Raw genomic sequence first — 26,277 nt, forward strand, 5'->3', positions numbered from 1 at the left:
GACTTCAGGGCGAAGTCGGTGTAGTCCGACCTGGCGTCGGCCGGCATGTACTCGTCGGCCGGGACGATGCTCCTGGCGTACTTCGGCAGCTGGTCCGGGATCAGGTAGACGACGTCCGGGCCCTTGCCCGAGGCGATCGCGGTGGCCAGCGCGGTGTCGCGGTTGGCCCACGGGAAGGTCTCCACCTTCACCTTCACACCCGAGTGCTCCTTCTCGAACGCCTTCACCAGGCCGTCCCAGTACGCCTTGTTCTTGGCCTCGTCGAAGATGACCGGGTAGGTCCACATGGTGACGGTGTCGTCGTCGGTCCCGGATCCGCAGCCTGCGAGGACGGTGGTGGCGAGGGCGGCTGAGAGCAGCGGCACGGTGACGGCGCGGGGTCTCGGGCGGCGACGGGCGATACGGAACATGAGCGGAAACCTCCTGGGGATGAGCGGGGAACGGTGTTGTTCGGGGACGTGAATCAGCGCGTCGGCACGCTCTGCACGGAGCCGGTGAGGCGGGCGCGTTCGGCGGCGAAGGCCGCCAGGTGGCTGCCGAGCGTGGCCTTGGTGCCGGAGCGGACCGCGGCCGGGTCACCGGTGGCGACGGCGTGGACGAAGGCCTCGATCAACGCCGTGTCCCCGCCGCCGTGTCCCTCGGCGGCGTTGGAACCGCTCGTCTCGACCTCGTGGACGGTGACCTCGTCGGTGCGGAAGTCGTGGACGGTGACGCGTTTGCCGTCGCCGATCAGCCAGCCGTGCGAGCCGAAGATCCGGGTCTGGCGGTCGGTCTGTTCGGTGAAGGCGACCATGGTGAACGTCGCGGTCATGCCGCCGGACAGCTGCATGGCGAGGACCTGGTGGTCGACCACGTCGTTGTCGACGCGGTAGGCGCACAGGCCGTACGGGCCCTCGCGCAGCGCGGTCAGCAGCTCGGTCTCGTCCGTGGAGTCCGTGACGTGGGTGACCGGCCAGACCGCGCCCTTCTCGCGCAGCGTCGGCACGTACAGCTTCAGCGCGGAGTAGGGGCAGCCGTCCTCGGCCGCGCAGTCCAGGCAGCGCTCCGCGGCATCGGCCGGGGCGTTCTCGGGCCGGAAGTGCTTGAGCCCGCCGAAGCTGGCGACCTGCTCGATGCGCTCGCCGGTGATGTAGGAAATCCAGTCCAGGTCGTGACAGGACTTGGCGAGCAGCATCGGCGAGGAGTCCTTCTCGCTGCGCCACGGCCCGCGCACGTAGGAGTGCGCGTAGTGCCACCAGCCGACCGGCTCCAGGTGCTCGACGCTGACGAGTTCGCCCAGCACGCCCGAGCCGACAACCTCCTTCACCAGGTCGGTGTAGGGGGTGTAGCGCAGGACATGGCAGACGGCGAAGAGTACGCCCGCCTTCTCCACGCCCTCGATGAGGGTGCGGGTCTCGGCCTCGCTGGGTGCCAGTGGCTTCTCGGCGAGGATCGCGTACCCGGCCCGCGCCAGTGCCAGGACGGGCTCGACGTGATTGCGGTCCTGGGTGGCGACGATGACGGCGTCGGCGACGGCGTCCCCCTCGACGAGCGGCCGCCAGTCGTCGAACTCGAGCTCCGCCCCGGCTGCGGCGCGGGCCGCCGGCCGGGGATCGGCCACGGCCACGAGGCGGGCGCGTTCGGGGTGGGCCTTGATCCACGCGGCATAGGTGAGGCCGCGGTTGCCGGCGCCGACGAGGGCCACGCGGACGGGCCGATCGGATATCGGAAGGTGCATGGACATTCCCAAGAGCTCCCTGGAGGTGGAGGAAAGGCACGCGACCGGCAAGGCGTGCGGTGGGGCCGGGAGACGTCTCCCGCGGCGATGCCTGGACGCGAAGCCGTCAACGGTTGCCGGGTACGGAGAACCGACAGGGGCCGGCTGCTGATGCGTACGGTGCGTGCCGGGGCCGCCCGAAAGCCGGAGGGCGGACCTCGCGGTGGTCTCCGCGATCCGGAGCACGGGCTGCCCGGGTGATGGCGGGAGGTCCGGAACGGCCGTTCACGGGCGCGCCGCCGTGGGCCGCCGGTTGTGCGCGAGATATGTCGTCTCGATGTGCTCGACGGCTCGCCAGATCGCACCGAGCGCGACCCGGTCGTCGCCGAGCGAGGACGGCTGGAGATCGGGGACCCGGATGCACAGCGGCTCCAGACGGTTACGGAGGCGAGGGAGCAGGACGTCGGCGGACTGGGCCAGTCCGCCGCCCAGCACGACCCGTTGCGGGTCGACGGTCAGCACCATGGCCGCAAGGCCGAGGGCCACGTCGCTGGCGTAGCGGTCGACGGCGCGCACGGCGACGGTGTCCCCCCGGCGGGCGGCGGCCAGCACATGGGCGGCGGCGTTCCGCGGGGGTACGTCGGACGGGACGGCGGGACAACACGCCAGGCGGGTGGCGGCGGTCGCCCAGGGGGTGACGGGGAAGCTGCCGATCTCGCCCGCCGCGCCGCTGTATCCCCGGTGCACCCGGCCGCCGATGATCAGCGCCGCGCTGAGGCCGAGACCGGCGTGGATGTAGACGGCGTCCTCGATGTCCCGTGCCGCACCGAGGCGCTGCTCGGCGAGTGCGGCCAGCCGGGTGTCGTTGTCCACCAGGACCGCCCCGGCGCAGCGTTCGTCCAGGTGCTCGGCGAGCCGTACACCGGTCCAGTCGGCGGCCGCTCCCGCGAGTACGACCTCTCCCTCCGGGCCGACGACGCCGGTGGTGCCGGCGCTGATCGTCCAGATCCGGTGGGCGTCGATCCCCGCGTCGTCCAGGCACTCGGTCATCACCTCGCCGATGACGGCGAGCCGGTCGGCGCGCCGGATGTCCGGCGGCACCGTTCGGCGGGCCGTGGTGACGACCGTGCCGCAGAGGTCGGCGAGCACGGCGAGGACGCTGTGGGCACCGATGTCCAGCCCGAAGACATGACCGGACTCTGCCCGGAACCGGTAACGGCGGGCCGGCCGCCCCACCGCGCCGGGCGCGGGCGGGACTTCGGCCGCCCACCCCTGGTCGGTCAGCTCGGTGGCGAGGTCCTCCGCCGAGGCGCGGGAGAGACCGGTGAGCGTGGCCAGCTCGGTCAGCGTCACCGGCGCGCCGGCGCTTCTCAGCGCCCGCAGCGCGCCGAACGCGTTGAGCCGACGCAGCTGCGCCAAGTCACCGCCGGCGGGTCGGGATGCGTTCATGTACTCCTCTTGACGTCGTTTCGGCCATCGTGATTAATCAGAGAGTCCACGAAAACATTGCGGCGGTCAAGCGCCAAGATGGCGCAGATGCCGCTCGGACTCGCGAACAAAACGACCACTTATTTGGAAGACTCTCATAACTTGGAGGGACGCGGTGCCCCGAAAACCCCCTGGACCGCTCTTCATCCTGCTGCTCGCCCTGACCGTCCTGATCGCGGGTCCCGCGCCCTTGGCCGCGGCCCGGGGCGGTGGCGCCGGCAAATCGGCACTGGACCGGACGTGGTTCGGCCCCGAGGCCGACCTCGGCGTCCAGCAGGAGACGGTCTCCGTCAACGACGCCGTGGTGGGCACGGAGGACGGCCGGCCCACGATGTACGCGACGGTCTCCGCCGAGAACGCGATCTTCAACGTCATCGACGTCCAGGACAACCGGCTGCTGCGCTCGTTCACGCTGCCCGGCGTGCAGCAGTCCTGGCGGCATGCGATCGGCCCCGACGGCACCGTCTACATCGCCGCCATCACCGGCGGCCAGACGGGAGAGCTGTGGAGCTACGGCCCGGCCGACAAGGAAGTGCGCAAACTCGGCACCGTTCCGGGCGAGAAGTCGTTGTGGTCGATGGCCACGGACCCGGAGGGCAACGTCTGGATCGGCACCTTCCCCAACGGCAAGGTGTTCAGGTACGACCCGCGGAGCAGGGCCTTCCACGACTACGGGCAGATGGTGCCCGGCCAGCAGTACGTGCGCTCCCTCGCCTACCACGACGGATCCGTCTACGCGGGCGTGGGCTCCGTCGGTGACGTCATCCGGCTCGACACCGCCACCGGTACGAAGACGAAGATCTCCGACCAGGTCCCGGCGCTCCTCGGAGTGGAGCCCCGACAGGTGCCCTTCGCCTACGACATGGCGGTCGTCGACGGCTGGCTGTTCGTCAAGTTCGCCGATCCGCAGATGAAGCTGCTCTTCTACGACCTCGGCGCCGGCAAGTGGAGCGACAAGTCCGTCGGCAAGAACACGCCTTCGGACGCGGGGGTCTTCTCCTTCAACCAGCTTCAGTCGCGGGACGGGAAGGTGTACGTCACCAACAACCGCGAGCTGTACGAGATCGACACGGCGACGCTGGAGTCCCGCTCGACCCGAATCGCCTTCGGTACCTCGCTGCGCGGTGCCGCCTGGATACCGCTCAATGATCCGGACCTCCCCGGGACCTCGCTCGTCACCCTGCAGTCGGGCGGCAGGATCACCGCTTTCGACATCGCCTCACGGCGCAGCAAGGCTCTGCCCTCGGTGATGCAGGGCGCGCCGAACCCGCTGCACAACCTGGAGGCGGCGCCGGACGGCACGCTGTTCATGAGCGGCTACCCCGGCGGCACCGGGTCCCGTTTCGACCCGCGCACCGGCCGCACCACCCGCTTCCCGATGGGCCAGGCCGAGGGCATGGCGGGCCTGGGCGACACGATGTACTTCGGCATCTACCCCGGAGGCGTCATCTCCTCGGCGAAGCTGGACGCGGCGCCCCCGGCCGTCTCCGAGAAGTTCCGTCTCGGCTCCGAACAGGACCGGCCGTACGTGATGAAGGCCCATGACGGCAAGCTGCTCATCGGCTCCATCCCCGACTACGGGAAGCTCGGCGGCGCGCTGACCATCTACGACCCCGCCGACGGGGAGAAGAAGACCTACCCCGACATCGTCCACAACCAGAGCGTCGCCGGGCTCGCCCAGCGCGGCGGACGGATCTACGGCTCCACCACCGTCCACGGCGGTCTGGGGACCGAAGCCACCGAGTCCGAGGCCAAGATGTTCGTCTGGGATGTCGCCGGCGAACGCAAGGTCAAGGAGCTCACCCTCGACCTCCCCGGCCTCGACAGCCCGAAGATGATCAGCGGTCTCGGCTTCGGCCGCGACGGCCTGCTGTGGGGCGCGGCCGACGGATTCCTGTTCGCGATGGACCCGGACACCCTCCGGGTCGTCAAGTACGAGAACGTCTACCCCGAGGTGAAGAACTACGGCATGTGGCGGCCGGTCTACCTCCGCTGGGGCGCCGACGGCCTGCTGTACACCACCCTGGCCGGCAAGCTCACCGTTGTGGACCCCAGGACCATGGACCACGTGACACTCGGCGACTACGACGAGGAGGTCGCCTTCATGACCCTGGCCCGGGACTCCGACGGCCACGAGAACATCTACTTCCTCGGCAAGACGGCGGAGTCCCGGCTGCGGATGATCCCGGTGCGCCGCGGCCCGGTCGGCACGGTGGCCGTCCACAACGCCGGCTTCGAGGTGGCGCGGCTGGACGGCGGTGCCGTCCCGGGGTGGCAGGGCGGTGGCACCCTGTTCACCCTCTCCCAGGAACGGGCGTACACCGGCAGACGCAGCATGAAGATCGTCGATGCGGCCCGGAGCGGCCCCGAGGCGTCGGCGGAGCTCACCGGTGAGCCGGTGCCGGCCACCGCGGGGGCGTACTACCGGGCCCGTGCCAAGGTGTACATCGAGGACGGAAGCACCGACGACTCGGTGCTGCTGCTGAGCTTCCTCGACAGGGCCGGCCGGCCGGTCGGCCGGATGGCGAGCGCACCGCTCCGCGGCGTGGACCAGCGGCGCTGGATCGACACGCAGGCCAGTGGTACGGCTCCGCCCGGTACGGCGTCGGTCCGCGTCTCGCTGTACTCGTCCGCGTGGAACCTCATGACCGGATACGTCGACGCGGTGAGCCTTCAGCGCACCAGGCGCGGGTGACACCCACGCACGGACACCGGGCCACGGCGACCGTACGCCGTGGCCCGGTGTCGTCGACGCGGCGCTCAGCCCCGCCGCGTACGCGGCGTACGACGCTCAGCCCCGCCACCCTTCGGTGACCGGGTGGACACAGAAAGAAACTTGACGTCATGACACACACCTTGCGCACCCTCGCCCCGGCCGACGAGGCAGCCGTGCACGCACTATGGGCGATCTGCTTCGACGCCCCGCACCTCCCGGCGCTGCACGCCCTGGACCCCGACCGCCACCGGCGGACCTTCGTGGCCGCGCGCGGTGACACGGTCGACGCCGTCGTCTGCTACGTGCCGCGGCAGCTCCGAGACGCCCAAGGCCGGGTCGAACGGGTGGGCGGTATCGGCAATGTCGCCACCCGCCCCGAGGCACGGGGCCAGGGCCTGGTTCGCCGACTGCTCGCCCTTGCCGCCGAGGCCATGACCGCCGAATCCTGCGCATGGTCCCTGCTGTTCACGGCCACCCCCGGGGTCTACGAGCGCTCGGGGTGGACCGGCTTCCGCACCTCCTGGACCGAGGGCCCGCTCACCACTGTTGGCCCACCCGAGCCCCGCTTCCGCATCCGTGCGGCCACCCCGGCCGACGCCCCGCGGCTGGCAGAACTGCACGCCGGATTCAACGCCGCACGCCCACTCACCGCGATGCGGACGGCCGACGACTGGATCCACCGCGTGCCCGCCTGGTACGGCCCCGGCGCCGAGTGGCTGATCGCCGAGGACGACGGGGGGACGGCGCTCGGCTACACCGTGGCCCGGCACATCGGCGAGGCCGTCGAGGTCCGCGAGTGCGCGGTGGCGGAAGCCGCACCGGCGGCCCTCGGTGAGTTGCTCGCCGCGGTGGCCCGCCGGGCCCGTGCGGCGGGCGCCGCAGTCGGCCGGTCCCACCTCCCCGAGGACCCGGCCGTCCGCGCTGCCCTGCCCCGGTTTCTCGCCCGGGATCAGGCCCGGGAGCGGACGCGGACGGTGGGCATGGCCCGCCCGCTCCTCGCCCCGCCGGAGTCGATACGCGCCACGCTGCAGGCCACGGGAGCAACCCACTGGCACGGCGACTCGTTCTGAGCCGGCAGTCCCGGGGACCGTTCTCGGGCGAGATTCTGCTCCACGGTGTGTCGTCCCAGGCAGCGCCATCGTGACCTGCGGTTGCGTAAGCGGGTGGCTGCGGAGCCGGGTGGCGCCTACCGGGCCGTCCTCCCACCCGGAGACACGGGAACCGGCTGCGGCCCGAGACGCTTGCGGTCGATGTGACTGTGATCCAGATCATGGTCCGCAGGTGCATCGTGGGCCGCCTCCCAGTGCCTTCTACAGGGTGTAGGCGACCGGCGAGAACAGGGACAGTGCGGATGGAGCAGAGTCGAGCCCGTGCGTTCGACGAGTTCGTGGCTGCCCGGTGGTCGGTGTTGATCCACCTGGCGCGTCTGCTCGTCGGAGGCGATCGGCATCGGGCCGAGGACCTGTTGCAGGAGTCCTTGGTCAAGCTCTGGTTCGTCTGGCCCAAGGTCGCGGACGAGGCACCGGAGCCGTACGTCCGCAAGGTGATGATGCGTGCGGCGGCACGCTCGGGACAACGGCATTGGTGGGGTGAACGCCCCGTCGAGCAGCTGCCCGAGACGGCTGTTGCCGGCGATGTGTCAGCGGACGTGGTGGAGCGTTCCCGGCTGGAGGCCGCGCTGGCCCAGTTGTCGCCGAAGCAGCGGGTGGCGGTGGTGCTGCGCTATTACCAGGACCTGCCCGAGGGGCAGGTGGCGGAGGTGCTCGGGTGCCCGGTGGGCACGGCTCGGTCCCATGCCACACGCGGAGTGGCTCGGCTGAGGCAGCTCCTGGGCAACGTGAACGAGCCGGTGCGGTGAAGGAGAACCCCATGGATCACTTCGAACGGCAGCTGGCCCAGATGATGCGCGACACCGAGACGGCGCCCGCACCGTTCGAGCCGAAGCACCGGGAACGTCTCTGGGCAAGGGTGCGTGTCCGCCATCGGAGACGCGCCGCGCGGAGGGCAGTCGGCTCCGTCCTGGCCGTCGTCGGCCTCAGTGCCGGGCTGTCCCTGCTGCCCGGCCATGCGACCCGGGTCGAGCCCGGCCACCCCGGCCCACGGCCCACGACGAGCCCGCCGACCTCCGCCCCGCCCGCAACACCTGACGTGTCCCCGAGTACGCCCTCTCCCTCGGGCACCTCCACCGCCCCCGCACCGCCGGACGGGACCGCCACGATCGCGCCGCCGGCCACGACCGGGAGCACGGCCACGGCCACCGGGACTGCGCCGGGAAGCACGGAGGGCTCGCCGCCGCCCTCGACCTCGGCCCCGCCTTCGGGTACGGCGACCGCGCGGAACCAGCCGTTGACCGTCTCGTCCTCGCTCGTCACCCCGTGACGCACCGTCGCCCCGAGTGCCTTCGGCCTGCCCCGTACCAAGTCACAAAGAGGATCAAGCATGATCGGTCAAGGTCCAGTCGCCCTGAAGAACCTGAGTCGGCTGCCGCACCGCGCATCAGTGGCGGCACACCGTCCGGAGCCCGTCCTGGACATGGTCATACCCGTGTTCAACGAGGAGAGAGATCTGGAGCCGAGCGTACGGCGGCTCCACGCGCACCTGTGCGAGACCTTCCCCTACCCGTTCCGTATCACCATCGCCGACAACGCCAGTACGGACAGCACCCCACGGATCGCCGCCCGGCTGGCAGACGAACTGCCCGAAGCACAGTGGCTTCGACTGGCCGAGAAGGGGCGCGGCCGGGCGTTGCGTACGGCCTGGTCGCTCTCGTCGGCCCCCGTGCTCGCGTACATGGACGTGGACCTGTCCACGGAGCTGACGGCGTTGCTGCCGCTCGTGGCCCCTCTGCTCTCCGGCCACTCCGACATCGCCATCGGCACCCGCCTGGCTCCCGGTTCCCGGGTGGTGCGCGGCCCCAAGCGAGAGATCACCTCGCGTTGCTACAACGTCCTCCTGCGCTCCGTCCTCGCCGTGCGCTTCTCGGACGCGCAGTGCGGATTCAAGGCGGTGCGGCGTGATGTGGCCGAGCAACTGCTGCCCCTCGTACAGGACTCGGAGTGGTTCTTCGACACCGAACTGCTGGTGATCGCCGAGCGTGCCGGGCTGCGCATCCATGAGGTGCCGGTCGACTGGGTGGACGATCCCGACACCCGGGTCGACATCCTCGCCACGGCACTGGCCGACCTGCGCGGCGTCGCCAGGATCGGCGGGGCACTGGCGCGGGGCACGCTGCCGCCCGGCGGATCGCTCCGCGGCGGTGGCGCCGCCGCGCGGGGCGGGCTCGCCGCCCGACTCCTGTGCTTCGCCGCCGCAGGAGCCGTCAGCACCCTCGTACATCTGCTCCTCTACGCATGGCTGCGCCCAGTGGCCGGCTCCCAGGCCGCCAATGCACTCGCGCTGCTGGTCTGCGCCGTCGCCAGCACGGCCGTGAACGGACGGCTCGCCTTCGGCCTCCATGGCCGCGGCGGTGTGCTGCGCCACCAGGGCAGGGGGCTGTCCGTTCTCCTGGTCGGTCTGGCGATCACCGGCGGGTCGCTCACCGCCTTGCACCACGCGATGCCTTCGGCCGGCCAGGCCGCCGAACTCGCCGTGCTCCTCGCCGCCGGCCTGGCCGCGGTGCTGCTGCGGTTCCTGCTCTTCCGGGCGCGGGTGTTCCGCGCATGATCAAGACCGTCGTTCGTACGACCGGGACCAGCAGCCGGAGCTGGAACGCGAGGCTGTCCGAGCAGTCCGCCGGGACGGGCCCCGATCGCCGGAGCCGGCTGCGTCGCGCAGTCGAGCATTACGGCCCCGTACTGGCCGTCTACGGCACGCTGAAGCTGATCGGCTTCGCCGTCTTCATGTGGCTGCTGCACTCCGCCGGGGATTACCGCACGAAGAACCCGCGCTTCGGCGGCGGTGCCCACCCGTGGGACGTCCTGGCCAGCTGGGACGGCTGGTGGTACCAGCAGATCGCCGTGCACGGGTACGACCCCCGACTGGTCCCGATCCCCGGCGCCACCGGCCCGATCACCCTCGAAGAGAACTCGGCGGCGTTCTTCCCGCTCTACCCGGCGCTGATGCGGCTGGTCTCCGAGCTCACCGGCCTCGGCCCGTACGGCGCCGGCCTGCTGGTCTCCGTCGTCGCCTCCTTGACCGCCGCCCTGGGCATCTACGCCATCACCGAACGTTTCGGCGGCAGACGGGCCGGGCTGGCCGCGGCCGGACTCTGGGCCGTCTGGCCCGGTTCCGGTGTGGAGTGGGCGGTCTACTCCGACTCCCTCTACGTGGCCCTGGCCGTCTGGGCCTGCCATGCCGTCCTGAGTCGCCGCTGGCTCACCGCCGGTCTCCTCACCTGTATGGCCGGGCTCAACCGGCCCACCGCCGCGGCGCTGATCGGCGCCGTCGTCGTCGCGGCCCTGCTCGCGCTCCACCACCGCCGGGACGGCATCCTGCGTCCGGTGACCGCGATGGCCGTCGCCCCGCTCGGCCTCCTCGCCCATCTCGGCTGGGTGGGACACCGAATGGGTGACTACAGCGGCTACTTCAGGCTTCAGTCCGATGCCTGGGCCCACGAGTGGGACTACGGCCGACACACCCTCGACGTCCTCACATCCGTCCCGGTGGGCCACTTCGACTATCTCTCCGCCCGGCCCTTCGCGGACCTGATCGGCGTCGGTGTGGTCCTGCTCGCGATCGCGCTGCTTCCGCTGCTGATCCGGCTGCGGCCCCCGGCCGTCCTGGTGGTCTACACCGTTCTCACCCTTGTCCTCGTCCTTGGCAGCCAGCAGATATTCGGCAACGTCTCCCGCTACCTGCTCCCCCTCTTCCCGCTCTTTCTTCCGGTCGCCCTCGCCCTGCGCCGCCTCAGCCCGACCCACCAGCTCATGCTCCTCGGCATCGCGGCCCTGGCGTCCGGCTCGTACGCGGGCTACGGCCTTTTCGAACTCGGTGTTCCGTAACCGATGGCCACACCGCCTTCAGCACACCCGACGACCTCGACCTCGCTCTTCGCCGCGAGTCACGCAGAATCCGGCTCCGGCCCCACCTGGTCGACGGCTGCCTCACCGCCACGGGCCTGGCCATCGGCCCACCGCCCCCCACCCTGAAACCTCAGCAACCACCCCGGTGTCACCCGACCTCACAGGGCAATACAGACTACGCAGCCCGCCTCCTTCGGCTCGCTACGCCCCGGTCACGGCAATTGATCTTGATCGCGCTCCCGCCCGCTGCTAATCCGGGTGAACCAACCCAAGGGAGTGCGCTGTGCGGCAGAACCACCCTGTTCCACCTCCTTCTACTCCTGCTCCTACTCCGCGTTCACGTATCCGGAAGGTCATCGGCGCCGTCGCGATGCTCGCCCTCGTCGGGCTCACGGCCATGACCGGCCCGAGCGCCGCCGACCCCCGCCGAGCAACTGCTTCGGACCCGGCGGCCGTGGTTCGTGACTGGAACGCCATCGCCACCGAGACGATCCGCGCCGACCTGGGCGCCCGCCCTTCCGGGCAGAGCGCCATCTGGCACGGGTTCGTCTCCGTCGCCGTCTACAACGCCGTGGTCGGCATCGAGGGTGGCTACGCCCCGTACGAGTGGCGGGAACGCGGCCCCGCCACCGCGTCCTCCGCGGCGGCGGCCGCAACGGCGGCTCACGACGTGCTGCTCACCTACTTCTCCGCCTTCAAGAGCGAGCTCGACGCCGCCTACGCCGACTCCCTCTCCGGGATTCCCGAGGGCCCTGCGAAGGACCAGGGTGTCGCCTTCGGAAAGCGCGCCGCCGCCCACATCGTCGAACTCCGCGAGAACGACGGCCGGTTCGCGGATGTGCCCTTCACCGCGCCGCCCGCTCCCGGGGTCTGGAGGCCCACCCCGCCCGCCCATCAGCCCTTCATCGACACCTGGCTCGCCGAGCTCCGCCCGCTGCTGCTCACCTCCCCGCAACAGTTCCGCCCCGGCAGGCCGCCCGCGCTCCCCTCGGCCCGGTACGCCCACGACGTCAATGAGCTGAAGACCATGGGGTCGAAGACCGGCTCGGGCAGAACCCCGCAGCAGACCGAGACCGCCCTCTTCTTCAGCGGCAACCTGGTGGTGCAGGTCCAGACGGCCTTGCGGGACCACGCCGCCCGGCACGGGCTCGGCGCCGCCACCACGGCGCGGCTGTTCGCCGCAGCGAACGCGTCGGCGACCGACGCCGTCATCACCGCATGGGACGCGAAGCTGCACTACGCCTTCTGGAGGCCGATCAGCGGCATCCGCCTGGCCGACACCGACGGCAACCCCGCGACGACGGCGGACCCGGCCTGGGAGCCACTGCTCGTCACACCGCCCCATCCCGACTACGTCGCCGGCCACACGACCGTCGCCGCGGCAGTGATGCGCGCCGTGACCGGCGTCCTCGGCACCTCACGTCCCGACCTCTACATTCCCTCCGAGATCACCGGCACCACCCGGCTCTACGAGTCCGCTGACGACGTCAACAGGGACATGATCAATGCCCGCGTGTGGGGAGGCATCCATTCCCGTACGGCGGACATCGTTGGCTGCCGGGCCGGCAACCGCGTGGGCACCTGGGCGCTGACCCACTACTTCCAGCCGGTACGCAAGACGAACGCACCGGCGCCGCAGTCGGCCCGGCCTGCCCGGCCCCAGTGCCCCGGCGAGGCCGGCTGAACCGCCGGGCCGCAGTCGGAGGCCCCGAGCAGCCCATCAGTCCCAGCCCCTCCTCCACCGGCAAGGAGGCGATGACGAGGTCGCGCCCCCGCTGGTCGAGCCGCGCAGGAGCCCGTGCGGCCCGCGCGGACAGGAGGACTGGGAAGCCGGTGAGGGAAAGGGGAAGGAAGTCGCCCACCCGATGTCCCGGCTCCTGCGCCGGTTCCACCGCGGTGATGGCCTTCTCCGGCTCGGCAGGGACGACCCGCGCGCACGGCTCGTGGTGCTCCTCGCGCGTCACCCCGCCGGGCCGGAGGATGCTCAAGGCATCTCAGCCGTCCCGTCCGCTCCAGGCATGGGCCCATGCCTGGAGTTCCGGATCAGCCAGAGTACGCAGCCACAGGTCGGCCTGGTCAGCCTCTTCTGCGGCCGGTCGAGGTCCCACGCCGAGCACGCGCATACCGGCTCTCCGGGCCGACTCGGCCCCGGTGACCGAGTCTTCCACCGCCATCGCGTCCTCGGGCCGCACGCCGCACAGGCGGACCGCGGTGGCGTAGACGTCGGGATGGGGTTTCGGCAGCAGCCCGTCACCCGCGACGACGACATGGGCGAAGTAGCTGAGCAGGCCGACCCGGGCAAGGGTGGACTCGACCACGTCCAACGGGCAGTTGCTGGCGACCGCGAGCGGGATGTGGTGGGCGGCGAGGCGGACCAGTGCCGCCGCGCCCGGCATGGTCACGGGGTCTTCGGCGACGAGCGCCGTGAATTGCCTCAGGAGTGCGTGCGTCATGTCGTCGGCGAGTTGCGGCTTTCCGGCCTCTCTGGCCATGAGGCTGCCGCACTCGGCGTAGTGCACGCCCCTGGCCCGATCAGCGAAGCCTGGGCGGGGTTTCAGACCGAACTCTCCGAAGACCCGGCTGCGCGCGTCCTGCCAGTGTCGTTCGGTATCGACGAGGGTGCCGTCACAGTCGAAGACGATGGCGGCTGGGAACCAGATGAAGATGCGACGAGGTGACATTTACCTGCCCTTCTCGAAAGAGCGCGCCACCCCGCGTCGTTGGTGCTCGCAGTAGGAAGCAGGGCGCTGCGGAGAGGCGCGCCTGGCCGCAGAGAGTGCGCACTGTCGAACGAGCTCCCGTTCGACCACGCGTGAAGGCCGATGCCTCGTCTCCGGGTCCTCCGGCAAAGGACGTCGTCCGATTTTCTCCGGATGACCCCCAGAAACATCGTGATGACTACGTTAATTCCTTGGCCAAGTGGGCGCAATCATCATTTTGAGTGTTTGACGGAACACCCATTACCCAGTACTCGCGATGCGCGCGCGACAACCGATAACGGGCGCGCCAGAAACTCTCCCCCCAACTCAAGCGGAACCAAGGGGAGTTGACTGTAGATTCTGAACCACGAAGACGGGCGCCCACACAGGCAGCAACGACGGGGAACGAATTTTCGGGATCGACCGCACTCACGTACGACCCGAGAACAATAATAATCTCCAAGCATTAACGGCGCGGAGCGCCGTGTGTGCGCCACGGCGCACGACTTTCCTTGGTCAAGGAAATGCGAACTGACGAACGAGGGCGGAAAACGCATGCAGGACAGGGCGCGTGCAACGCGAAGGTCTCTACTGGAAGCCGCAGCACACCTTTTCGTTGAACAAGGGTACGCACGGACAAGCATCAATGAGATCAGTGACCTTTCAGGGCGCACCAGCGGGGCCGTCTATTTCCACTACTCCAGCAAGGAGAAGCTCGCACTGGCGGTGGTGCGCGAACAGTTCGCGTCCTGGCCGATTTTGAACGACCGCTATACCGCCCCCGGGATACCGCCGTTGGAGAAGCTGGTCGCCCTCAGCTTCGATATCGCCAAGGCACTGCGCGACGACGTCATGACCCGGGCCGGCGCGCGGCTGTGGGCCGAGCGCCGCACCATCGACGTCGCCATACCCGCTCCCTTCGCCGTCTGGACGGCTGCCGCCACTCGCCTTCTGGCCAAGGCGCGCGACGACGGCGAACTGGCCGACGAAGTCGAGCCGTCGGGCACCGCCACCACCTTGGTGTGCTCGTTCTTCGGGCTGTACGACCTCACCGAGGAGATGGCGGAGCACGAGGATCTCCCCGACCGGCTGCACCGGTGGTGGATGCTGATCCTGAAGGCCCTGCAGGCGCGCCCCGAGCCCGCCGCCCTGGTGGCACGGGCCCTGGCGCACCACGGGTCGGCGCAGCGAAGGTGAGGGGCTGTCGGGGAAGCAGCGTTCCTGGTGACGCCGAAGGCCGGGCACGTGGCCGAAATCGAGGATCTCGGGATGGCGGGCCGGCGGGAAGGTGTGCCCCTGCCTCACTGATCGGGTCCCGAGCGGGAGCGGCGGTTGGCCGGGCATCCTCCCCCGTCACCGGGGTGCCACTGCGGACGGGCAGTTGCCGAGGCCTGCCCGTACCCGGCCGCGGGCAGGCACCGTGCGCGGGCACCTGTCGGGCGTCGTTGACGCACACCACATCGGCGCAGCCGGCCTCCACTCCCGGTCCTTGCGATACGGCTTGTCGCGGCCCTTCCGACGCTCCGTCCCGGGCCCCTGCACCAAGGGCTCCGCAGACGGTGCGCGTGGCCCGACGGTTTCTCCTGCACATGTGCGCGCAGTCGCTGATGCGCGACGGGCTTCACCTCCTTCGGACGAAGCGCCGGCAGGTCCGCTCTCCACCGCGCGACCGAGGCACGGCAGTCCGGCTTGCCCGCGCGGGTCGCCGCGCTGCGGCGGAGGCCGCGGGAGATCGTGGACGGAGCACGGCCCGGCCGACACCCTGTCCCATGGACTCCGGCTCCTTGCGCCCTCAGCAGCGCCCTCCTCGCCCAGGAGCCCCTTGGCGATCTCGCGCCAGAACCCGCGCTCGACCTCACGCCGCAAACGACGCGCCCCGGTGACTCCATCGAAGCTCCGCCATCTTGAAGTGGCTGGTCAGCGGGGTGGCGTTGCCTCGTTTCGGGGTGCTCGTGCTGGTCGTGGGCGGCAGTCCGTGTTGCAGATCGTCCGGCGGGGTGGTTTTGCCGATGAGTTCACCGTCCTCGAACGGTCTACCCGGCGACACGACCGTTCTCGACAGGAGTGCCATGTCCACCATCCAGCCGGTGATCATTACTGCCGACCAGGACGTTCTGCTCGGCTTCTATACGAAATTGTTCGGCGCCGAGGAAATCTTCCGGGTACCGGCGGAAGGCCCTGCCTTCTACATCGGCTTGCGCATCGGCGACACCGACCTCGGGCTGGTGGTCAAGGCGAACCCGGGGACCGGGGCGGCGCCACGGATCCTGCTCAGCATCGGTGTCGACGACGTCGACGAGACGCTCGGCCGGGTGGAGGCGCTGGGCGGCTCGGTCCGCGGCGGCCCCGACGACATGCCGTGGGGACAGCGCGTCGCCCACATCCAGGACCCCGACGGCAACGCGGTGAACCTCACCCAGCCGACCCCGGCCCGGTGACGCCGTTCCGGGGCATGTGCTGATCGTGGACTGCCCGCGGTAGAGATCAACCGTCGGTAGCGGCCTCGATGTTCGTCAGAACGAGCAGCGCGCGAGACAGGTGGGTGGCACGGTCGGGGTCGGTACGGAGCTCGGTGAGAATCCGCCAGTTCTTCAAGTGGGCGAAGCCGTCCTGAAGAACTGACGGATACGGAGATCTGCGTCCCGCCTGGAACCCTCTCCCCGGACCATCAAGATCCTTTATCAGAGTGTCCGCTTCAAAGGATCAGCCTCAGCGGCCCGGCTCGGTGCCGCGCGCGTGACACCCGCAAAACCGATGTGTCGCTGCCGGACATGAGCCGGCGGTGCCAACCACCCGTGGCGCCCGGACAGGACAGCGGGCCGGTCCGCCGCTGTGAACTCGGCAGGCGAAGCAGCGGGTCGGCTCCCTGTCCGCTCTATCCGCTCTGTGCGCTTCGGGTGAATTCCCGGCATGTTCCCGCTGGGTGAGCCCCTCCGGGCGAGAACCCGCGCTCACGCTCGTTCAGGACGGACCATAGCCATCGGGAGATCGCCGTGCACATCCTGCTTGTCGCAAGCGCCTTCAACAGTCTCACCCAACGTGTCCAGGCGGAGCTCAGGGACCACGGGCACTGCGTTGCCGTGCAACTCGCGCACGAGGAAGACCCGGTCCGGGAAGCCGTCCGCCGGGAGCACCCGGACCTTGTCGTGGCGCCGTACCTGAAGACCGCGATCCCGAGGGACGTCTGGTCGGTCCACACCTGCCTCGTCGTCCATCCTGGGCCGGTCGGCGACCGCGGTCCCTCCTCCCTGGACTGGGCCGTCCACGAGGGAGCGGAACGCTGGGGCGTCACCGTGCTTCAGGCGAACGCGGAGATGGACGCGGGCGACGTCTGGGCGTCCGCGACCTGTCCGCTGCCCCCGGTGGGCAAGAGCGACCTGTACCGAAACGAGATTTCGGACGCCGCCGTGGAGGCGGTGCTTCTGGCGGTCGGACGCTTCGCGTCGGGGACGTACACCCCGGTGCCGCAGGCCTCCGGCGGCGGCTGCCGCCCCCTGTTCCGCCAGCCACTGCGCCGCATCGACTGGGGGTCGGACTCCACCGCGACGGTGGTCCGCAAACTCAGGGCGGCGGACTCCCGGCCCGGTGTGCTCGACGAGTTGCTGGGCGGCGAGTGGTTTTTGCACGGCGGGCATCCCGAGTCCCGGCTGAGCGGGCGTCCGGGGGATGTGGTGGCCACCCGGGACGGTGCGATCTGCCGGGCGACCACCGACGGCGCGGTGTGGATCCCCGAGCTGCGGCCACGGCGGGCGCCGGGAGGTCCGGCCACCTTCAAGCTCCCCGCCACCTCGGCGCTGGCCGGGCGGCTGTCCGCCGTGCCCGAGCGGCCGGCTCCGCTGCACCGGACCGGGGACGACGACGCCTGGTCCGAGATCGGCTACCGGGAGGAGGCCGGGACCGGCTTCCTGTCGTTCTCGTTCCGCAGCGGCGCGATGAGCACGGAGCAGTGCCGACGCCTGCTGCGCGCCTACCGGTTCGCCTGCTCCCGGCCCACCTCGGTGCTGGTCGTCGGCGGTGGCCGGGACTTCTTCTCCAACGGCATCCACCTCAACGTGATCGAGGCGGCGGCCGATCCCGGTGCCGAGTCCTGGGCCAACATCAACGCCATGGACGACCTGGTGGAGGCGGTGCTGACGACCACGGACCGGCTCGTCGTCGCCGCCCTGGCCGGGAACGCCGCGGCGGGCGGGGTGATGCTGGCCCTCGCCGCCGACGAGGTGTGGTGCAGGGCGGGTGCGGTATTCAATCCGCACTACCGCCTGATGGGGCTGTACGGATCGGAGTACTGGACGTACACACTGCCGCGACGGGTGGGGGCGGCGGCGGCCGACCGGCTCATGCGGGACGCCCTGCCGGTCGGTTCCGCCGCGGCGCACCGGCTCGGGCTGGTCGACAGGGTGATCCCGTGCGCACCCCAGTCGTTCGACTCGGAGGTCGGCGCCCTGGCGACCCGCCTGGCGGCCCTGCCCGCGACGCAGTCCCGGATCCACGCGAAGAAGGAGGAGCGGGACCGGGTCGACCTGGCCCCGTACCGGGAGGCCGAACTCGTCCGCATGCATCGCATCTTCGCGGACCCGCACCACCCGTACCACGGGCTGCGCCGGGCCTTCGTCCGCAAGGAACGCCCGGCGTCCGCCACCGCGGTCCCGCAGCCCCCGTTCCCCCGGGGCTGACCGCGGTGCGGCGGCGGGGCGGCTACCGCTGCTCCGCCAGCCAGTCGTACCAGTGGGCCAGGCCCTCGCCGGTGGTCGCCGAGACCGTCAGCACGCGCACGTCCGGGTTCACCGAGCGCGCGTGCTGCGCGCACTGCTCGACGTCGAAGTCGACATGGGGCAGCAGATCGGACTTGTTGATCAGGATCAGGTCGGCAGCGGCGAACATGTACGGGTACTTCAACGGCTTGTCCGTGCCCTCGGTGACCGAGATGATCACGACCTTGCTGCGCTCCCCCAGGTCGAACAGGGCGGGGCACACCAGGTTTCCGACGTTCTCCACCATGAGCAGCGATCCCTCGGCCGGGGACAGCGCCGTGAGGGCGTCCCTCATCATCTCCGCGTCGAGGTGGCATCCCGCCCCCGTGTTCACCTGCACCACGGCGCAGCCCGTACGCCTGATCCGGTCGGCGTCGAGCCTCGTCTCCTGATCGCCCTCGATGACGGCCACCGGCCGACGGCCGCCGAGGTCGGTGACGGTGCGTTCCAGCAGGGTTGTCTTGCCTGCGCCCGGCGAGCTCATCATGTTCACGGCCACGACGCCGCGGTCGGTCATCCATGTCCGGTTGCGCTCCGCGAGCAGGTCGTTCTTGGCGAGTACCTTCTGCTCGATGGTGACGGTCCCACCCGCTCCACCCGGCTGACGGCACTCGTGCGGATGAGGGTGCCGGTCCGGATGCGGATGAGCGTGGTCCGGTGCACCATCCTCCCGCAGCATCACGATCCTGGTCCCACCGGCCTCCTCGGCACAGCCGCAGGTACCGCACATGGTTCAGCCCACTTCCATGGAAACGATCTGCAGTTCCTGTCCCGATGTGATCTCCACATCCGCGCTGCCGCAGGGACACAGCAGAATCAGGTCGGTCAAGGTGAATTCGACGGCACAGGTGCGGCAGCGGCCGGCGCCGGGTGGCTGGTCGATCTCCAACTGCGCCCCCTCGGCGGCCGTTCCCTCCGTGACCAGGCCGAAGCAGAACCGCATCGAGTCGGGCACCACGGCCGTGAGCACGCCGACGCGGACTCGGACCGATCGGACCGGACGCCCCCCGGCGCGTTCGCACACCGAGTCGACGACGCTCTGTGTGATGGCCAGCTCGTGCACCGGTGCCTCGACCTTCCGCGGGTGGCTCCGACCGTAGGGCCACGGGAGGACCATGGCGCCGCCCGACAGGACCGGTCCCCCGCCCGGACCACCCGAGCGGCCCACCGTATGCCGTCATTCGGGCCCCGATGACGTGGCGGGGCGGCGAATCCCCCTGTTGCCGGTGCCCGCGATTCGAGGCGTGATGGTAGCAATGTGCGCATACATGCCCGTGGGGGGCCGATGGCCGGTGGGCCGTCATTCTGAAAGGCGGCACTTCCATGCCGACAGAGGAATCGGTAAAGGCGGAGGACACACTGATCCATGTGCTGTGGATCAACGCAGGACTGAGCTGTGACGGCGATTCCGTCTCCCTGACCGCAGCCACGCAGCCGAGTATCGAGGAAATCGCGCTCGGCGCCCTGCCAGGGCTTCCACAGGTCTCCGTCCACTGGCCGCTCATCGATTTCGAATGCGGTCCGAACGGTGGTGCCGATGATTTTCTCGAATGGTTCTTCAAAGCCGATCGAGGAGAACTTGAACCGTTCGTTCTTGTGGTCGAGGGTTCCATTCCGAACGAGCGGTTGCACGACGAGGGTTACTGGTGCGGGTTCGGCAATGATCCCGCCACGGGCCAGCCCGTGACGACCAGCGAATGGCTCGACCGGCTGGCTCCGAAGGCGACCGCGGTCGTCGCGGTCGGCACCTGCGCGACGTACGGCGGCATCCACGCCATGGCGGGCAACCCGACCGGCGCGATGGGGGTTCCCGACTACCTGGGCTGGGACTGGAAGTCCAGAGCCGGCATCCCGATCGTGTGCGTCCCCGGGTGCCCGATCCAGCCGGACAACCTCTCGGAGACGCTCACCTACCTGCTCTACATGGCCACCGACCAGGCCCCGATGATCCCGCTCGACGACGCGCTGCGGCCGACGTGGCTGTTCGGGTCGACGGTCCACGAGGGCTGCGACCGGGCCGGGTACTACGAGCAGGCCGACTTCGCGACGGAGTACGGCTCGCCGAAGTGCATCGTCAAGCTGGGCTGCTGGGGCCCCGCGGTCAAGTGCAACGTGCCCAAGCGCGGCTGGATGAACGGCATCGGCGGCTGCCCCAACGTCGGTGGCATCTGCATCGGCTGCACCATGCCCGGGTTCCCGGACAAGTTCATGCCGTTCATGGACGAGCCCCCCGGAGGAAAGCTCTCGACCAACGCGGTCGGACCCTACGGGGCGACGATACGGCGGCTGCGCCATCTCACCACCCACGCCCTGGACCGCGAACCGAAATGGCGAAAGCCCGGCAAGAAACTCACCACCGGCGCCACACGCACCTGGTGAGTGACCGCGTACATCACCGCAATGGACAGAAAGCAGAGGCGGCGCAATGACCGCGACGCAGCACAAGGGTGCCGGGAGCGGCCGGGGAGAGAACGACCTGGTCGAAATGGCATGGGACCCCATTACCCGGATCGTCGGCAGCCTGGGCATCTACACGAAGATCGACTTCAAGCAGAAGGTGGTCGCCGAGTGTCACAGCACCAGCTCCATCTTCCGGGGCTATTCGGTCTTCATGAAGGGAAAGGACCCCCGGGACGCGCACTTCATCACGAGTCGCATCTGCGGAATCTGCGGTGACAACCACGCCACGTGTTCCTGTTACACGCAGAACATGGCGTACGGGGTGAAGCCACCGCACCTCGGCGAATGGATCGTGAATCTCGGCGAGGCCGCGGAGTACATGTTCGACCACAACATCTTCCAGGAGAACCTGGTAGGGGTCGACTACTGCGAGAAGATGGTCGCGGAGACCAATCCCGGTGTACTGGAACAGGCCAACCGCACCCCCTCCCCGCACGCCGACGCGCACGGATACAGGACGATCGGCGACATCATGCGATCGCTGAACCCGTTCACCGGCGAGTTCTACCGCGAGGCGCTCCAGGTCAGCCGGATGACCCGGGAGATGTTCTGCCTGATGGAGGGCCGGCACGTGCACCCCTCCACGCTCTATCCCGGCGGGGTCGGCACCGTGGCGACCATCCAGCTGATGACGGACTACATCACCCGCCTCCAGCGGTACGTCGAGTTCATGAAGAAGGTCGTGCCGATGCACGACGATCTCTTCGACTTCTTCTACGAAGCCCTGCCGGGGTACGAGCAGGTCGGCAACCGGCGCATCCTGCTGGGCTGCTGGGGCTCCTTCCAGGACCCGGAGCACTGCAACTTCGAGTACAAGGACATGACCGACTGGGGCCGGAAGATGTACGTCACCCCCGGTGTCGTCGTCGACGGGAAGCTGGTCACCACCGACCTGGTGAAGATCAACCTCGGCATCCGGATCCTGCTCGGTTCGTCGTACTACAACGACTGGGACGAACAGGAGACCTTCGTCTCCCACGACCCGCTCGGCAATCCGGTCGACCGGCGCCACCCGTGGAACCAGCACACCAACCCGCAGCCGCAGAAGCGGGACCTGGACGACAAGTACAGCTGGGTCATGTCACCGCGGTGGTTCGACGGCAAGGACTACCTGGCGCTCGACACGGGCGGCGGGCCGCTCGCACGGCTTTGGACCACCGCGCTGGCCGGTCTGGTCGACATCGGCTACGTCCGGGCCACCGGTCACAGCGTCAGGATCAACCTCCCCAAGACCGCCCTCAAGGGGCCGGTGGAGCTGGAGTGGCACGTCCCGAAGTGGAGCAACACCATCGAGCGCAACCGGGCTCGCAGCTACTTCCAGGCCTACGCGGCCGCCTGCGCGCTCCACTTCGCGGAGAAGGCCCTCACGGAGATCCGCTCCGGGAACACCAAGACCTGGGAGAAGTTCGAGGTGCCCGAGGAGGGCGTGGGCTGCGGGTTCACCGAGGCGGTCCGCGGTGTCCTCTCCCACCACATGGTGATCCGGGACGGCAAGATCGCCAACTACCACCCGTACCCGCCGACTCCGTGGAACGCGAGCCCCCGTGACACGTACGGCACGCCCGGCCCCTACGAGGACGCCGTGCAGGGCCAGCCGATCTTCGAGGAGAACGACCGGGAGCACTTCAAGGGCATCGACATCATGCGCACGGTGCGCAGCTTCGACCCCTGTCTGCCCTGCGGTGTGCACATGTATCTCGGCGAGGGCAAGAAGCTGGAGCTCCTGCACTCCCCCACCCAGTCCGCGGGCAGTGAGTGATGGCGCGGGAGGAGTCCACGGCCGCGCCCGACTGGCGGACGACCGGTGAACGCATCGACACCCTGATCGCCGCCAGCGGCTCGGGCGGCACGGTCGCCCGCGAGCGCAGCGAGGAACTGGTCCGGCTCGTCACCGACTTCTACGGTGCCGGGCTGGAACGGCTGCTCGACCTGGTGCACGAACAGGGGCGGCTGGACGACGACGTCCTGGCCGCCCTGGCCGACGACGAGCTGGTGGCCGGCGTCCTGCTGGTCCACGGGCTGCATCCGTACGGCGTGGAGACCCGGGTCGAGCGGGCGCTGGAGAGCGTACGACCGTATCTGGGTTCGCACGGCGGTGATGTGGAGCTGCTCGCCGTCACCGACGAGGGAACCGTCCGGTTGAGGCTGCTGGGCAGTTGTGACGGCTGCCCGTCGTCCTCGGTCACGCTCAGGCTGGCCGTGCAGGGTGCGGTGGAGGCGGCGGCGCCGGAGATCACCTCGATCGAGGTCGAGACCGCGGCCGACGAGGACGCCGGGGCGGCGGGGCCGTTGGTACCGGTGGACTCGCTGTTCGCCCGGCTGCACGCGGAGTCCGGGACGGCCGGCGACGACGGCGCCTCGTGGGAGGTCGTGCCGGAGCTGTCGGGGCTGGAGTCCGGTGCCGTGGCCCGGTTCGATGTCGGCAGGATGCCGGTGGTGGCCTGTCGGGTGGGCGCGGATCTCTTCGCCTTCGAGGACCGGTGCGCACGCTGCGAGCGGCCGTTCGAGGGTGCCACGCTGGCGCGGCGGCTGGGCGGACGGTCCGGGGACGCGGTCCTGCGCTGCGCCGGGTGCCGTGCGCACTACGACGTGCGGCGGGCCGGGATCTGCCTCGACGGGGACGGTGTGCACCTGGCTCCGCTGCCCCTGCTGTCCGACGGTGCCGCGGTCTCGGTGGCGGTGCCCGCGGCGGTGGCGCCGTGATCGCCACGGGTCGTTCCGCCTCGCCGGCCTCCACCCTGCTGCGGCTCAGGCGCAACCGGCCGAGGCCGCCCGCCGGTGAGCGCTGCGAGATGTGTGCGGAACCGATCGGCGAGAGCCACTCCCATGTGGTGAACCTCGACAGCCGCGCCCTGATGTGCTGCTGTCGGTCCTGTTACCTGCTGTTCACCGACGAGAACGCAAAGCTGCGCTACCGGTCGGTCCCCGAGCGGTATCTGCACTTCGCCGGGCTGACTGTGGACGGTCGCGCCTGGGACGAGCTGCAGATTCCCGTGGGGCTCGCCTTCCTGTTCCGCAACTCCGTCCAGGACCGGATGGTCGCGTTCTATCCCGGGCCCGCCGGGGCCACCGAGTCGGAACTGCCGCTGGACGCCTGGGCGGCCGTCGTCGAGTCGAGCCCGGAGCTCGCCGTGCTGCGTCCGGATGTGGAGGCGCTGCTGATCCGGCGTACGGCCCGGAGCGATGCTTCATGCCATCTCGTGCCGATCGACGCCTGCTACGAGTTGGTGGGACAACTGCGCTCGCTGTGGCGCGGGTTCGACGGTGGCACCGAGGCCCGTGCCGCGATGGACGGCTTCTTCGCGCGGGTGGCGGAGCGCAGCCGGCCCGCCGCGGGGATCGGGGCGCCGTGAACGACTTCGCGTTCTCCGTGCTCGATGTCGTCGCCGAGCCGTACGCGGCCGCACCGCAGCTGACCGCGCGGCTGCGGATCGAGGAGCGGACGGGCCGGCGGATCCACGCCATCGCGCTGCACTGCCAGGTCCGCATCGAGCCGCAGCGGCGCCATTACGACGAGGCCGAACAGAGCGGCCTGGTGGCGCTGTTCGGCTGCCGGAACCGCTGGACGGACACCCTCAAACCGTTCCAGTGGATGAGCTGCGACACCACTGTGCAGGGGTTCAGCGGTGCGACCGAGGTCGATCTCGCCCTGCCCTGCACCTACGACTTCGACGTGATCGGCTCCCGCTATCTGCACGCCCTGGGCGAGGGTTCGGTGCCTCTCGTCCTGATGTTCTCCGGCACGGTCTTCACCCGCGGCAGCAAGGGCTTCGGGGTCGAGCAGGTGCCGTGGGACTGCGAGGCCCGGCATCCGATGCCGGTCGAGGTGTGGCGGCGCATGATGGCGGCGCACTACCCGAACACCGGATGGATCCGGCTGGACCACGAGGTGCTGGCACGCTTCGCGGACTTCCGGGCCCGACGCGGGCTGATCAGCTGGGACGAGACGGTCCGGGCCCTCCTGGCCGAGCACGACGAGGTGGTCCGGTGAGTCTTGACCAGGTGCGTTCGATCGCCGACGCCGTCCTGTACGAGGGGTACCTCCTGTACCCGTACCGGGCGAGCTCGCACAAGAACCGGTCGCGCTGGCAGTTCGGGGTCCTCGGCCCGCCGCACGCCACGGCGGCGAGTTTCGGCGAGGAGCCGGAGATGGAGATGCAGTGCCTGCTGGCGCCGCACGGCGGGCCGGCCGCCGTCACCGTGCATCTGCGTTTCCTCCAGCTCCAGGTCCGCGAGGTGCGCGGCACGGGCGAGGACGGGGCGGACACACCGGTCGAGCAGCTCGTCGTCGACGGGGTGCCGGTGATGTCCTGGGACGAGGCCGTCGAGCGTGAAGTCGTGCTGACCGCTCTGCCGTTGGGTGAGGTGGCGGACGCCGTCCACGAGGTCCCGGGTGGCGAGGACACCGAGCCGGTGACCGACGCACGGGGCGTGGTGGTGGGCCGGATCGTGCGACGGCGGCTGCCGTTGGCGGTCCGGGTGCGCACGCGGGCCGTCGTCGACAACGGATATGTGCGCCTCTCGGTGGTGGTGCGCAACGAGCATCCGGAGTCCGCGGCCACCAAGGACGCCGCGATCCGGTCCTCGCTGATCGGCGCGCATCTGCTGCTGCGGGCGCACGAAGCCGAGTTCGTCTCGCTGCTCGAACCGCCCGCCGGGGCGGCGGCGGCCGCCGGCCGCTGCCGGCAGCGCAGGTGCTGGCCAGTGCTGGCCGGACCGAAGGGGACGACGGACACCCTGCTCGGTGCGCCGATCATCCTGTATGACCACCCGGAGGTCGCCGAGCAGAGCCCCGGCGCGCTCTTCGACTCCACCGAGATCGACGAGATCCTGACCCTCCGCGTGATGACCATGACGGAGGAGGAGAAGGCGGAGGCCAGGGCCACCGACCCCCGGGCCCGGGAGATCATCGACCGGTGCGACGGCATGTCGCCCGCCGACCTCCAGCAGCTGCACGGCCTGCTGCGCGACTCGCACCCGCCGCAGCCCGCGCCCTCCGTGGGCCCGGCGGCCGACGTCCGGGATGTGGAACCCGCCGCCTTCGACACCGCGGGCGCCCCCTGGTGGGACCCGGCGGCCGACGCCTCGGTACGGCCCGGGAGCGACACGGTCGTGATCGACGGGGTCCGGGTGGCCAAGGACAGTCTGGTCCGCGTCCACCCCTCCCGGAGGGCGGACGCGCAGGACCTGTTCTTCGCCGGCCGGGTGGCCCGGGTGACGGCGGTTCTGTCGGACGTGGACGGTGGTACGCACATCGCCCTGGTCCTCGTCGACGACCCCGCGTCGGACCTGCACGACTGGTACGGCCGCTACTTCTACTTCGCGCCCGACGAGCTGACACCCCTGAGCGTCGAGGAAACGGCGCAGCACCGTGAGGAGAACCGATCGTGAAGACCCTGGGCATCATCACCACCGGAGCGGCCGCGGCCGTGGCGCTCGTCGCCGTGGCGGTGGGGATCAGATCGATCCCCGACATCCGCCGCTACCTGCGCATCCGTTCGATGTG

The 26,277-nt window shown here is 70.1% G+C and carries 23 protein-coding genes; 16 read left to right on the forward strand and 7 right to left on the reverse strand.

Annotation, left to right across the window (positions count from 1 at the left end; translation table 11 throughout):
• The 3 genes from ABZZ04_RS33770 to ABZZ04_RS33780 all read right to left on the reverse strand — a co-directional run.
• Window positions 1-410: extracellular solute-binding protein (locus ABZZ04_RS33770; protein WP_356936041.1), on the reverse strand; the 410-nt coding region annotated here is incomplete at its 3' end.
• A 53-nt stretch (window positions 411-463) separates the two neighbouring features.
• Window positions 464-1,723: a Gfo/Idh/MocA family oxidoreductase gene (locus tag ABZZ04_RS33775; protein WP_356936042.1), complete on the reverse strand. Its 1,260-nt coding sequence runs from the start codon at window positions 1,721-1,723 to the stop codon at window positions 464-466.
• Between the two features lie 258 nt (window positions 1,724-1,981).
• A complete protein-coding gene (locus ABZZ04_RS33780; RefSeq protein ID WP_356936043.1) occupies window positions 1,982-3,145 on the reverse strand; it encodes an ROK family transcriptional regulator in 1,164 nt (387 codons plus the stop codon).
• 154 nt (window positions 3,146-3,299) lie between these two features.
• Between ABZZ04_RS33780 and ABZZ04_RS33785 the strand changes: the two genes are divergently transcribed.
• The 7 genes from ABZZ04_RS33785 to ABZZ04_RS33815 all read left to right on the forward strand — a co-directional run bounded on the left by ABZZ04_RS33785 (window position 3,300) and on the right by ABZZ04_RS33815 (window position 12,545).
• Window positions 3,300-5,879: a hypothetical protein gene (locus tag ABZZ04_RS33785; RefSeq protein ID WP_356936044.1), complete on the forward strand. Its 2,580-nt coding sequence runs from the start codon at window positions 3,300-3,302 to the stop codon at window positions 5,877-5,879.
• 149 nt (window positions 5,880-6,028) lie between these two features.
• Window positions 6,029-6,970, forward strand: a complete 942-nt coding sequence (locus ABZZ04_RS33790; RefSeq protein ID WP_356936045.1) for a GNAT family N-acetyltransferase — start codon at window positions 6,029-6,031, stop codon at window positions 6,968-6,970.
• Between the two features lie 281 nt (window positions 6,971-7,251).
• The gene (locus ABZZ04_RS33795) at window positions 7,252-7,758 is read left to right on the forward strand and encodes a SigE family RNA polymerase sigma factor (RefSeq protein ID WP_356936046.1); all 507 of its coding nucleotides are present in this window, start codon (window positions 7,252-7,254) and stop codon (window positions 7,756-7,758) included.
• Between the two features lie 11 nt (window positions 7,759-7,769).
• On the forward strand, window positions 7,770-8,279 hold the full coding sequence (locus ABZZ04_RS33800; protein ID WP_356936047.1) for a hypothetical protein: 510 nt from the start codon (window positions 7,770-7,772) through the stop codon (window positions 8,277-8,279).
• A gap of 153 nt (window positions 8,280-8,432) precedes the next feature.
• Window positions 8,433-9,563 (forward strand): glycosyltransferase, encoded by a 1,131-nt coding sequence (locus tag ABZZ04_RS33805; protein ID WP_356936082.1) that lies wholly within the window; start codon window positions 8,433-8,435, stop codon window positions 9,561-9,563.
• Window positions 9,560-10,840 (forward strand): glycosyltransferase family 39 protein, encoded by a 1,281-nt coding sequence (locus tag ABZZ04_RS33810; RefSeq protein WP_356936048.1) that lies wholly within the window; start codon window positions 9,560-9,562, stop codon window positions 10,838-10,840. The genes ABZZ04_RS33805 and ABZZ04_RS33810 overlap by 4 nt, the downstream gene beginning before the upstream one ends.
• Before the next feature lie 475 nt (window positions 10,841-11,315).
• Window positions 11,316-12,545, forward strand: coding sequence for a vanadium-dependent haloperoxidase (locus ABZZ04_RS33815; RefSeq protein WP_356936049.1), 1,230 nt, complete (start codon window positions 11,316-11,318; stop codon window positions 12,543-12,545).
• A gap of 310 nt (window positions 12,546-12,855) precedes the next feature.
• On the opposite strand, the gene ABZZ04_RS33820 is transcribed toward ABZZ04_RS33815, so the two are convergent.
• Complete coding sequence (locus ABZZ04_RS33820) at window positions 12,856-13,542, reverse strand: HAD family phosphatase (RefSeq protein ID WP_356936050.1); 687 nt, start codon at window positions 13,540-13,542, stop codon at window positions 12,856-12,858.
• 573 nt (window positions 13,543-14,115) lie between these two features.
• Between ABZZ04_RS33820 and ABZZ04_RS33825 the strand changes: the two genes are divergently transcribed.
• The gene (locus ABZZ04_RS33825; RefSeq protein ID WP_356936051.1) at window positions 14,116-14,757 is read left to right on the forward strand and encodes a ScbR family autoregulator-binding transcription factor; all 642 of its coding nucleotides are present in this window, start codon (window positions 14,116-14,118) and stop codon (window positions 14,755-14,757) included.
• 658 nt (window positions 14,758-15,415) lie between these two features.
• Here the strand turns inward: ABZZ04_RS33825 and ABZZ04_RS33830 are convergent.
• Window positions 15,416-15,631 (reverse strand): hypothetical protein, encoded by a 216-nt coding sequence (locus ABZZ04_RS33830; RefSeq protein ID WP_356936052.1) that lies wholly within the window; start codon window positions 15,629-15,631, stop codon window positions 15,416-15,418.
• On the opposite strand from ABZZ04_RS33830, the gene ABZZ04_RS33835 reads away from it, so the two are divergent.
• Together ABZZ04_RS33835 and ABZZ04_RS33840 are read left to right on the forward strand one after the other, a co-directional pair.
• Window positions 15,630-15,998 (forward strand): VOC family protein, encoded by a 369-nt coding sequence (locus ABZZ04_RS33835; protein WP_356936053.1) that lies wholly within the window; start codon window positions 15,630-15,632, stop codon window positions 15,996-15,998. The two genes, ABZZ04_RS33830 and ABZZ04_RS33835, sit on opposite strands and share 2 nt — an antisense overlap.
• Window positions 15,999-16,553: 555 nt before the next feature.
• Window positions 16,554-18,233, forward strand: coding sequence for an enoyl-CoA hydratase-related protein (locus ABZZ04_RS33840; RefSeq protein WP_356936054.1), 1,680 nt, complete (start codon window positions 16,554-16,556; stop codon window positions 18,231-18,233).
• A gap of 22 nt (window positions 18,234-18,255) precedes the next feature.
• Here ABZZ04_RS33840 and hypB read toward each other — a convergent pair whose 3' ends face one another.
• Both hypB and ABZZ04_RS33850 read right to left on the reverse strand, forming a co-directional pair.
• Window positions 18,256-19,041, reverse strand: a complete 786-nt coding sequence (hypB, locus tag ABZZ04_RS33845; protein ID WP_356936055.1) for a hydrogenase nickel incorporation protein HypB — start codon at window positions 19,039-19,041, stop codon at window positions 18,256-18,258.
• 3 nt (window positions 19,042-19,044) lie between these two features.
• A complete protein-coding gene (locus ABZZ04_RS33850) occupies window positions 19,045-19,374 on the reverse strand; it encodes a hydrogenase maturation nickel metallochaperone HypA (RefSeq protein ID WP_072486396.1) in 330 nt (109 codons plus the stop codon).
• Window positions 19,375-19,634: 260 nt separating this feature from the next.
• Here ABZZ04_RS33850 and ABZZ04_RS33855 point away from each other — a divergent pair, with 260 nt between their 5' ends.
• Genes ABZZ04_RS33855 through ABZZ04_RS33880 form a run of 6 tightly spaced genes read left to right on the forward strand, consistent with a single transcriptional unit; the run spans window position 19,635 to window position 26,162 of the window.
• A complete protein-coding gene (locus tag ABZZ04_RS33855) occupies window positions 19,635-20,690 on the forward strand; it encodes a hydrogenase expression protein HypE (protein WP_356936056.1) in 1,056 nt (351 codons plus the stop codon).
• Window positions 20,691-20,736: 46 nt separating this feature from the next.
• Complete coding sequence (locus tag ABZZ04_RS33860) at window positions 20,737-22,530, forward strand: nickel-dependent hydrogenase large subunit (RefSeq protein WP_356936057.1); 1,794 nt, start codon at window positions 20,737-20,739, stop codon at window positions 22,528-22,530.
• Window positions 22,530-23,474 carry a NifU family protein gene (locus ABZZ04_RS33865; RefSeq protein ID WP_356936058.1) on the forward strand — a complete coding sequence of 315 codons (945 nt, stop codon included), beginning with the start codon at window positions 22,530-22,532 and terminating at the stop codon, window positions 23,472-23,474. The genes ABZZ04_RS33860 and ABZZ04_RS33865 overlap by 1 nt, the downstream gene beginning before the upstream one ends.
• Window positions 23,471-24,124 carry a DUF5947 family protein gene (locus ABZZ04_RS33870; protein WP_356936059.1) on the forward strand — a complete coding sequence of 218 codons (654 nt, stop codon included), beginning with the start codon at window positions 23,471-23,473 and terminating at the stop codon, window positions 24,122-24,124. The genes ABZZ04_RS33865 and ABZZ04_RS33870 overlap by 4 nt, the downstream gene beginning before the upstream one ends.
• Window positions 24,121-24,762, forward strand: coding sequence for a DUF6084 family protein (locus tag ABZZ04_RS33875; RefSeq protein WP_356936060.1), 642 nt, complete (start codon window positions 24,121-24,123; stop codon window positions 24,760-24,762). The genes ABZZ04_RS33870 and ABZZ04_RS33875 overlap by 4 nt, the downstream gene beginning before the upstream one ends.
• Entirely contained in the window at window positions 24,759-26,162 is a 1,404-nt protein-coding gene (locus tag ABZZ04_RS33880; RefSeq protein ID WP_356936061.1) for a hypothetical protein, read from the forward strand. The genes ABZZ04_RS33875 and ABZZ04_RS33880 overlap by 4 nt, the downstream gene beginning before the upstream one ends.
• Window positions 26,163-26,277 lie beyond the last annotated feature (115 nt).

The sequence above is a fragment of the Streptomyces sp. NPDC006435 genome, assembly GCF_040612315.1.
GTDB lineage: Bacteria > Actinomycetota > Actinomycetes > Streptomycetales > Streptomycetaceae > Streptomyces.

Bases quoted from the DNA above. Each gene is read 5' to 3' on its own strand.
- ABZZ04_RS33775 (WP_356936042.1), bottom strand. From the start codon at position 1,723: ATGTCCATGCACCTTCCGATATCCGATCGGCCCGTCCGCGTGGCCCTC.
- ABZZ04_RS33780 (WP_356936043.1), bottom strand. From the start codon at position 3,145: ATGAACGCATCCCGACCCGCCGGCGGTGACTTGGCGCAGCTGCGTCGG.
- ABZZ04_RS33790 (WP_356936045.1), top strand. From the start codon at position 6,029: ATGACACACACCTTGCGCACCCTCGCCCCGGCCGACGAGGCAGCCGTG.
- ABZZ04_RS33795 (WP_356936046.1), top strand. From the start codon at position 7,252: ATGGAGCAGAGTCGAGCCCGTGCGTTCGACGAGTTCGTGGCTGCCCGG.
- ABZZ04_RS33800 (WP_356936047.1), top strand. From the start codon at position 7,770: ATGGATCACTTCGAACGGCAGCTGGCCCAGATGATGCGCGACACCGAG.
- ABZZ04_RS33805 (WP_356936082.1), top strand. From the start codon at position 8,433: ATGGTCATACCCGTGTTCAACGAGGAGAGAGATCTGGAGCCGAGCGTA.
- ABZZ04_RS33810 (WP_356936048.1), top strand. From the start codon at position 9,560: ATGATCAAGACCGTCGTTCGTACGACCGGGACCAGCAGCCGGAGCTGG.
- ABZZ04_RS33820 (WP_356936050.1), bottom strand. From the start codon at position 13,542: ATGTCACCTCGTCGCATCTTCATCTGGTTCCCAGCCGCCATCGTCTTC.
- ABZZ04_RS33825 (WP_356936051.1), top strand. From the start codon at position 14,116: ATGCAGGACAGGGCGCGTGCAACGCGAAGGTCTCTACTGGAAGCCGCA.
- ABZZ04_RS33835 (WP_356936053.1), top strand. From the start codon at position 15,630: ATGTCCACCATCCAGCCGGTGATCATTACTGCCGACCAGGACGTTCTG.
- ABZZ04_RS33830 (WP_356936052.1), bottom strand. From the start codon at position 15,631: ATGGCACTCCTGTCGAGAACGGTCGTGTCGCCGGGTAGACCGTTCGAG.
- hypB (WP_356936055.1), bottom strand. From the start codon at position 19,041: ATGTGCGGTACCTGCGGCTGTGCCGAGGAGGCCGGTGGGACCAGGATC.
- ABZZ04_RS33855 (WP_356936056.1), top strand. From the start codon at position 19,635: ATGCCGACAGAGGAATCGGTAAAGGCGGAGGACACACTGATCCATGTG.
- ABZZ04_RS33860 (WP_356936057.1), top strand. From the start codon at position 20,737: ATGACCGCGACGCAGCACAAGGGTGCCGGGAGCGGCCGGGGAGAGAAC.
- ABZZ04_RS33865 (WP_356936058.1), top strand. From the start codon at position 22,530: ATGGCGCGGGAGGAGTCCACGGCCGCGCCCGACTGGCGGACGACCGGT.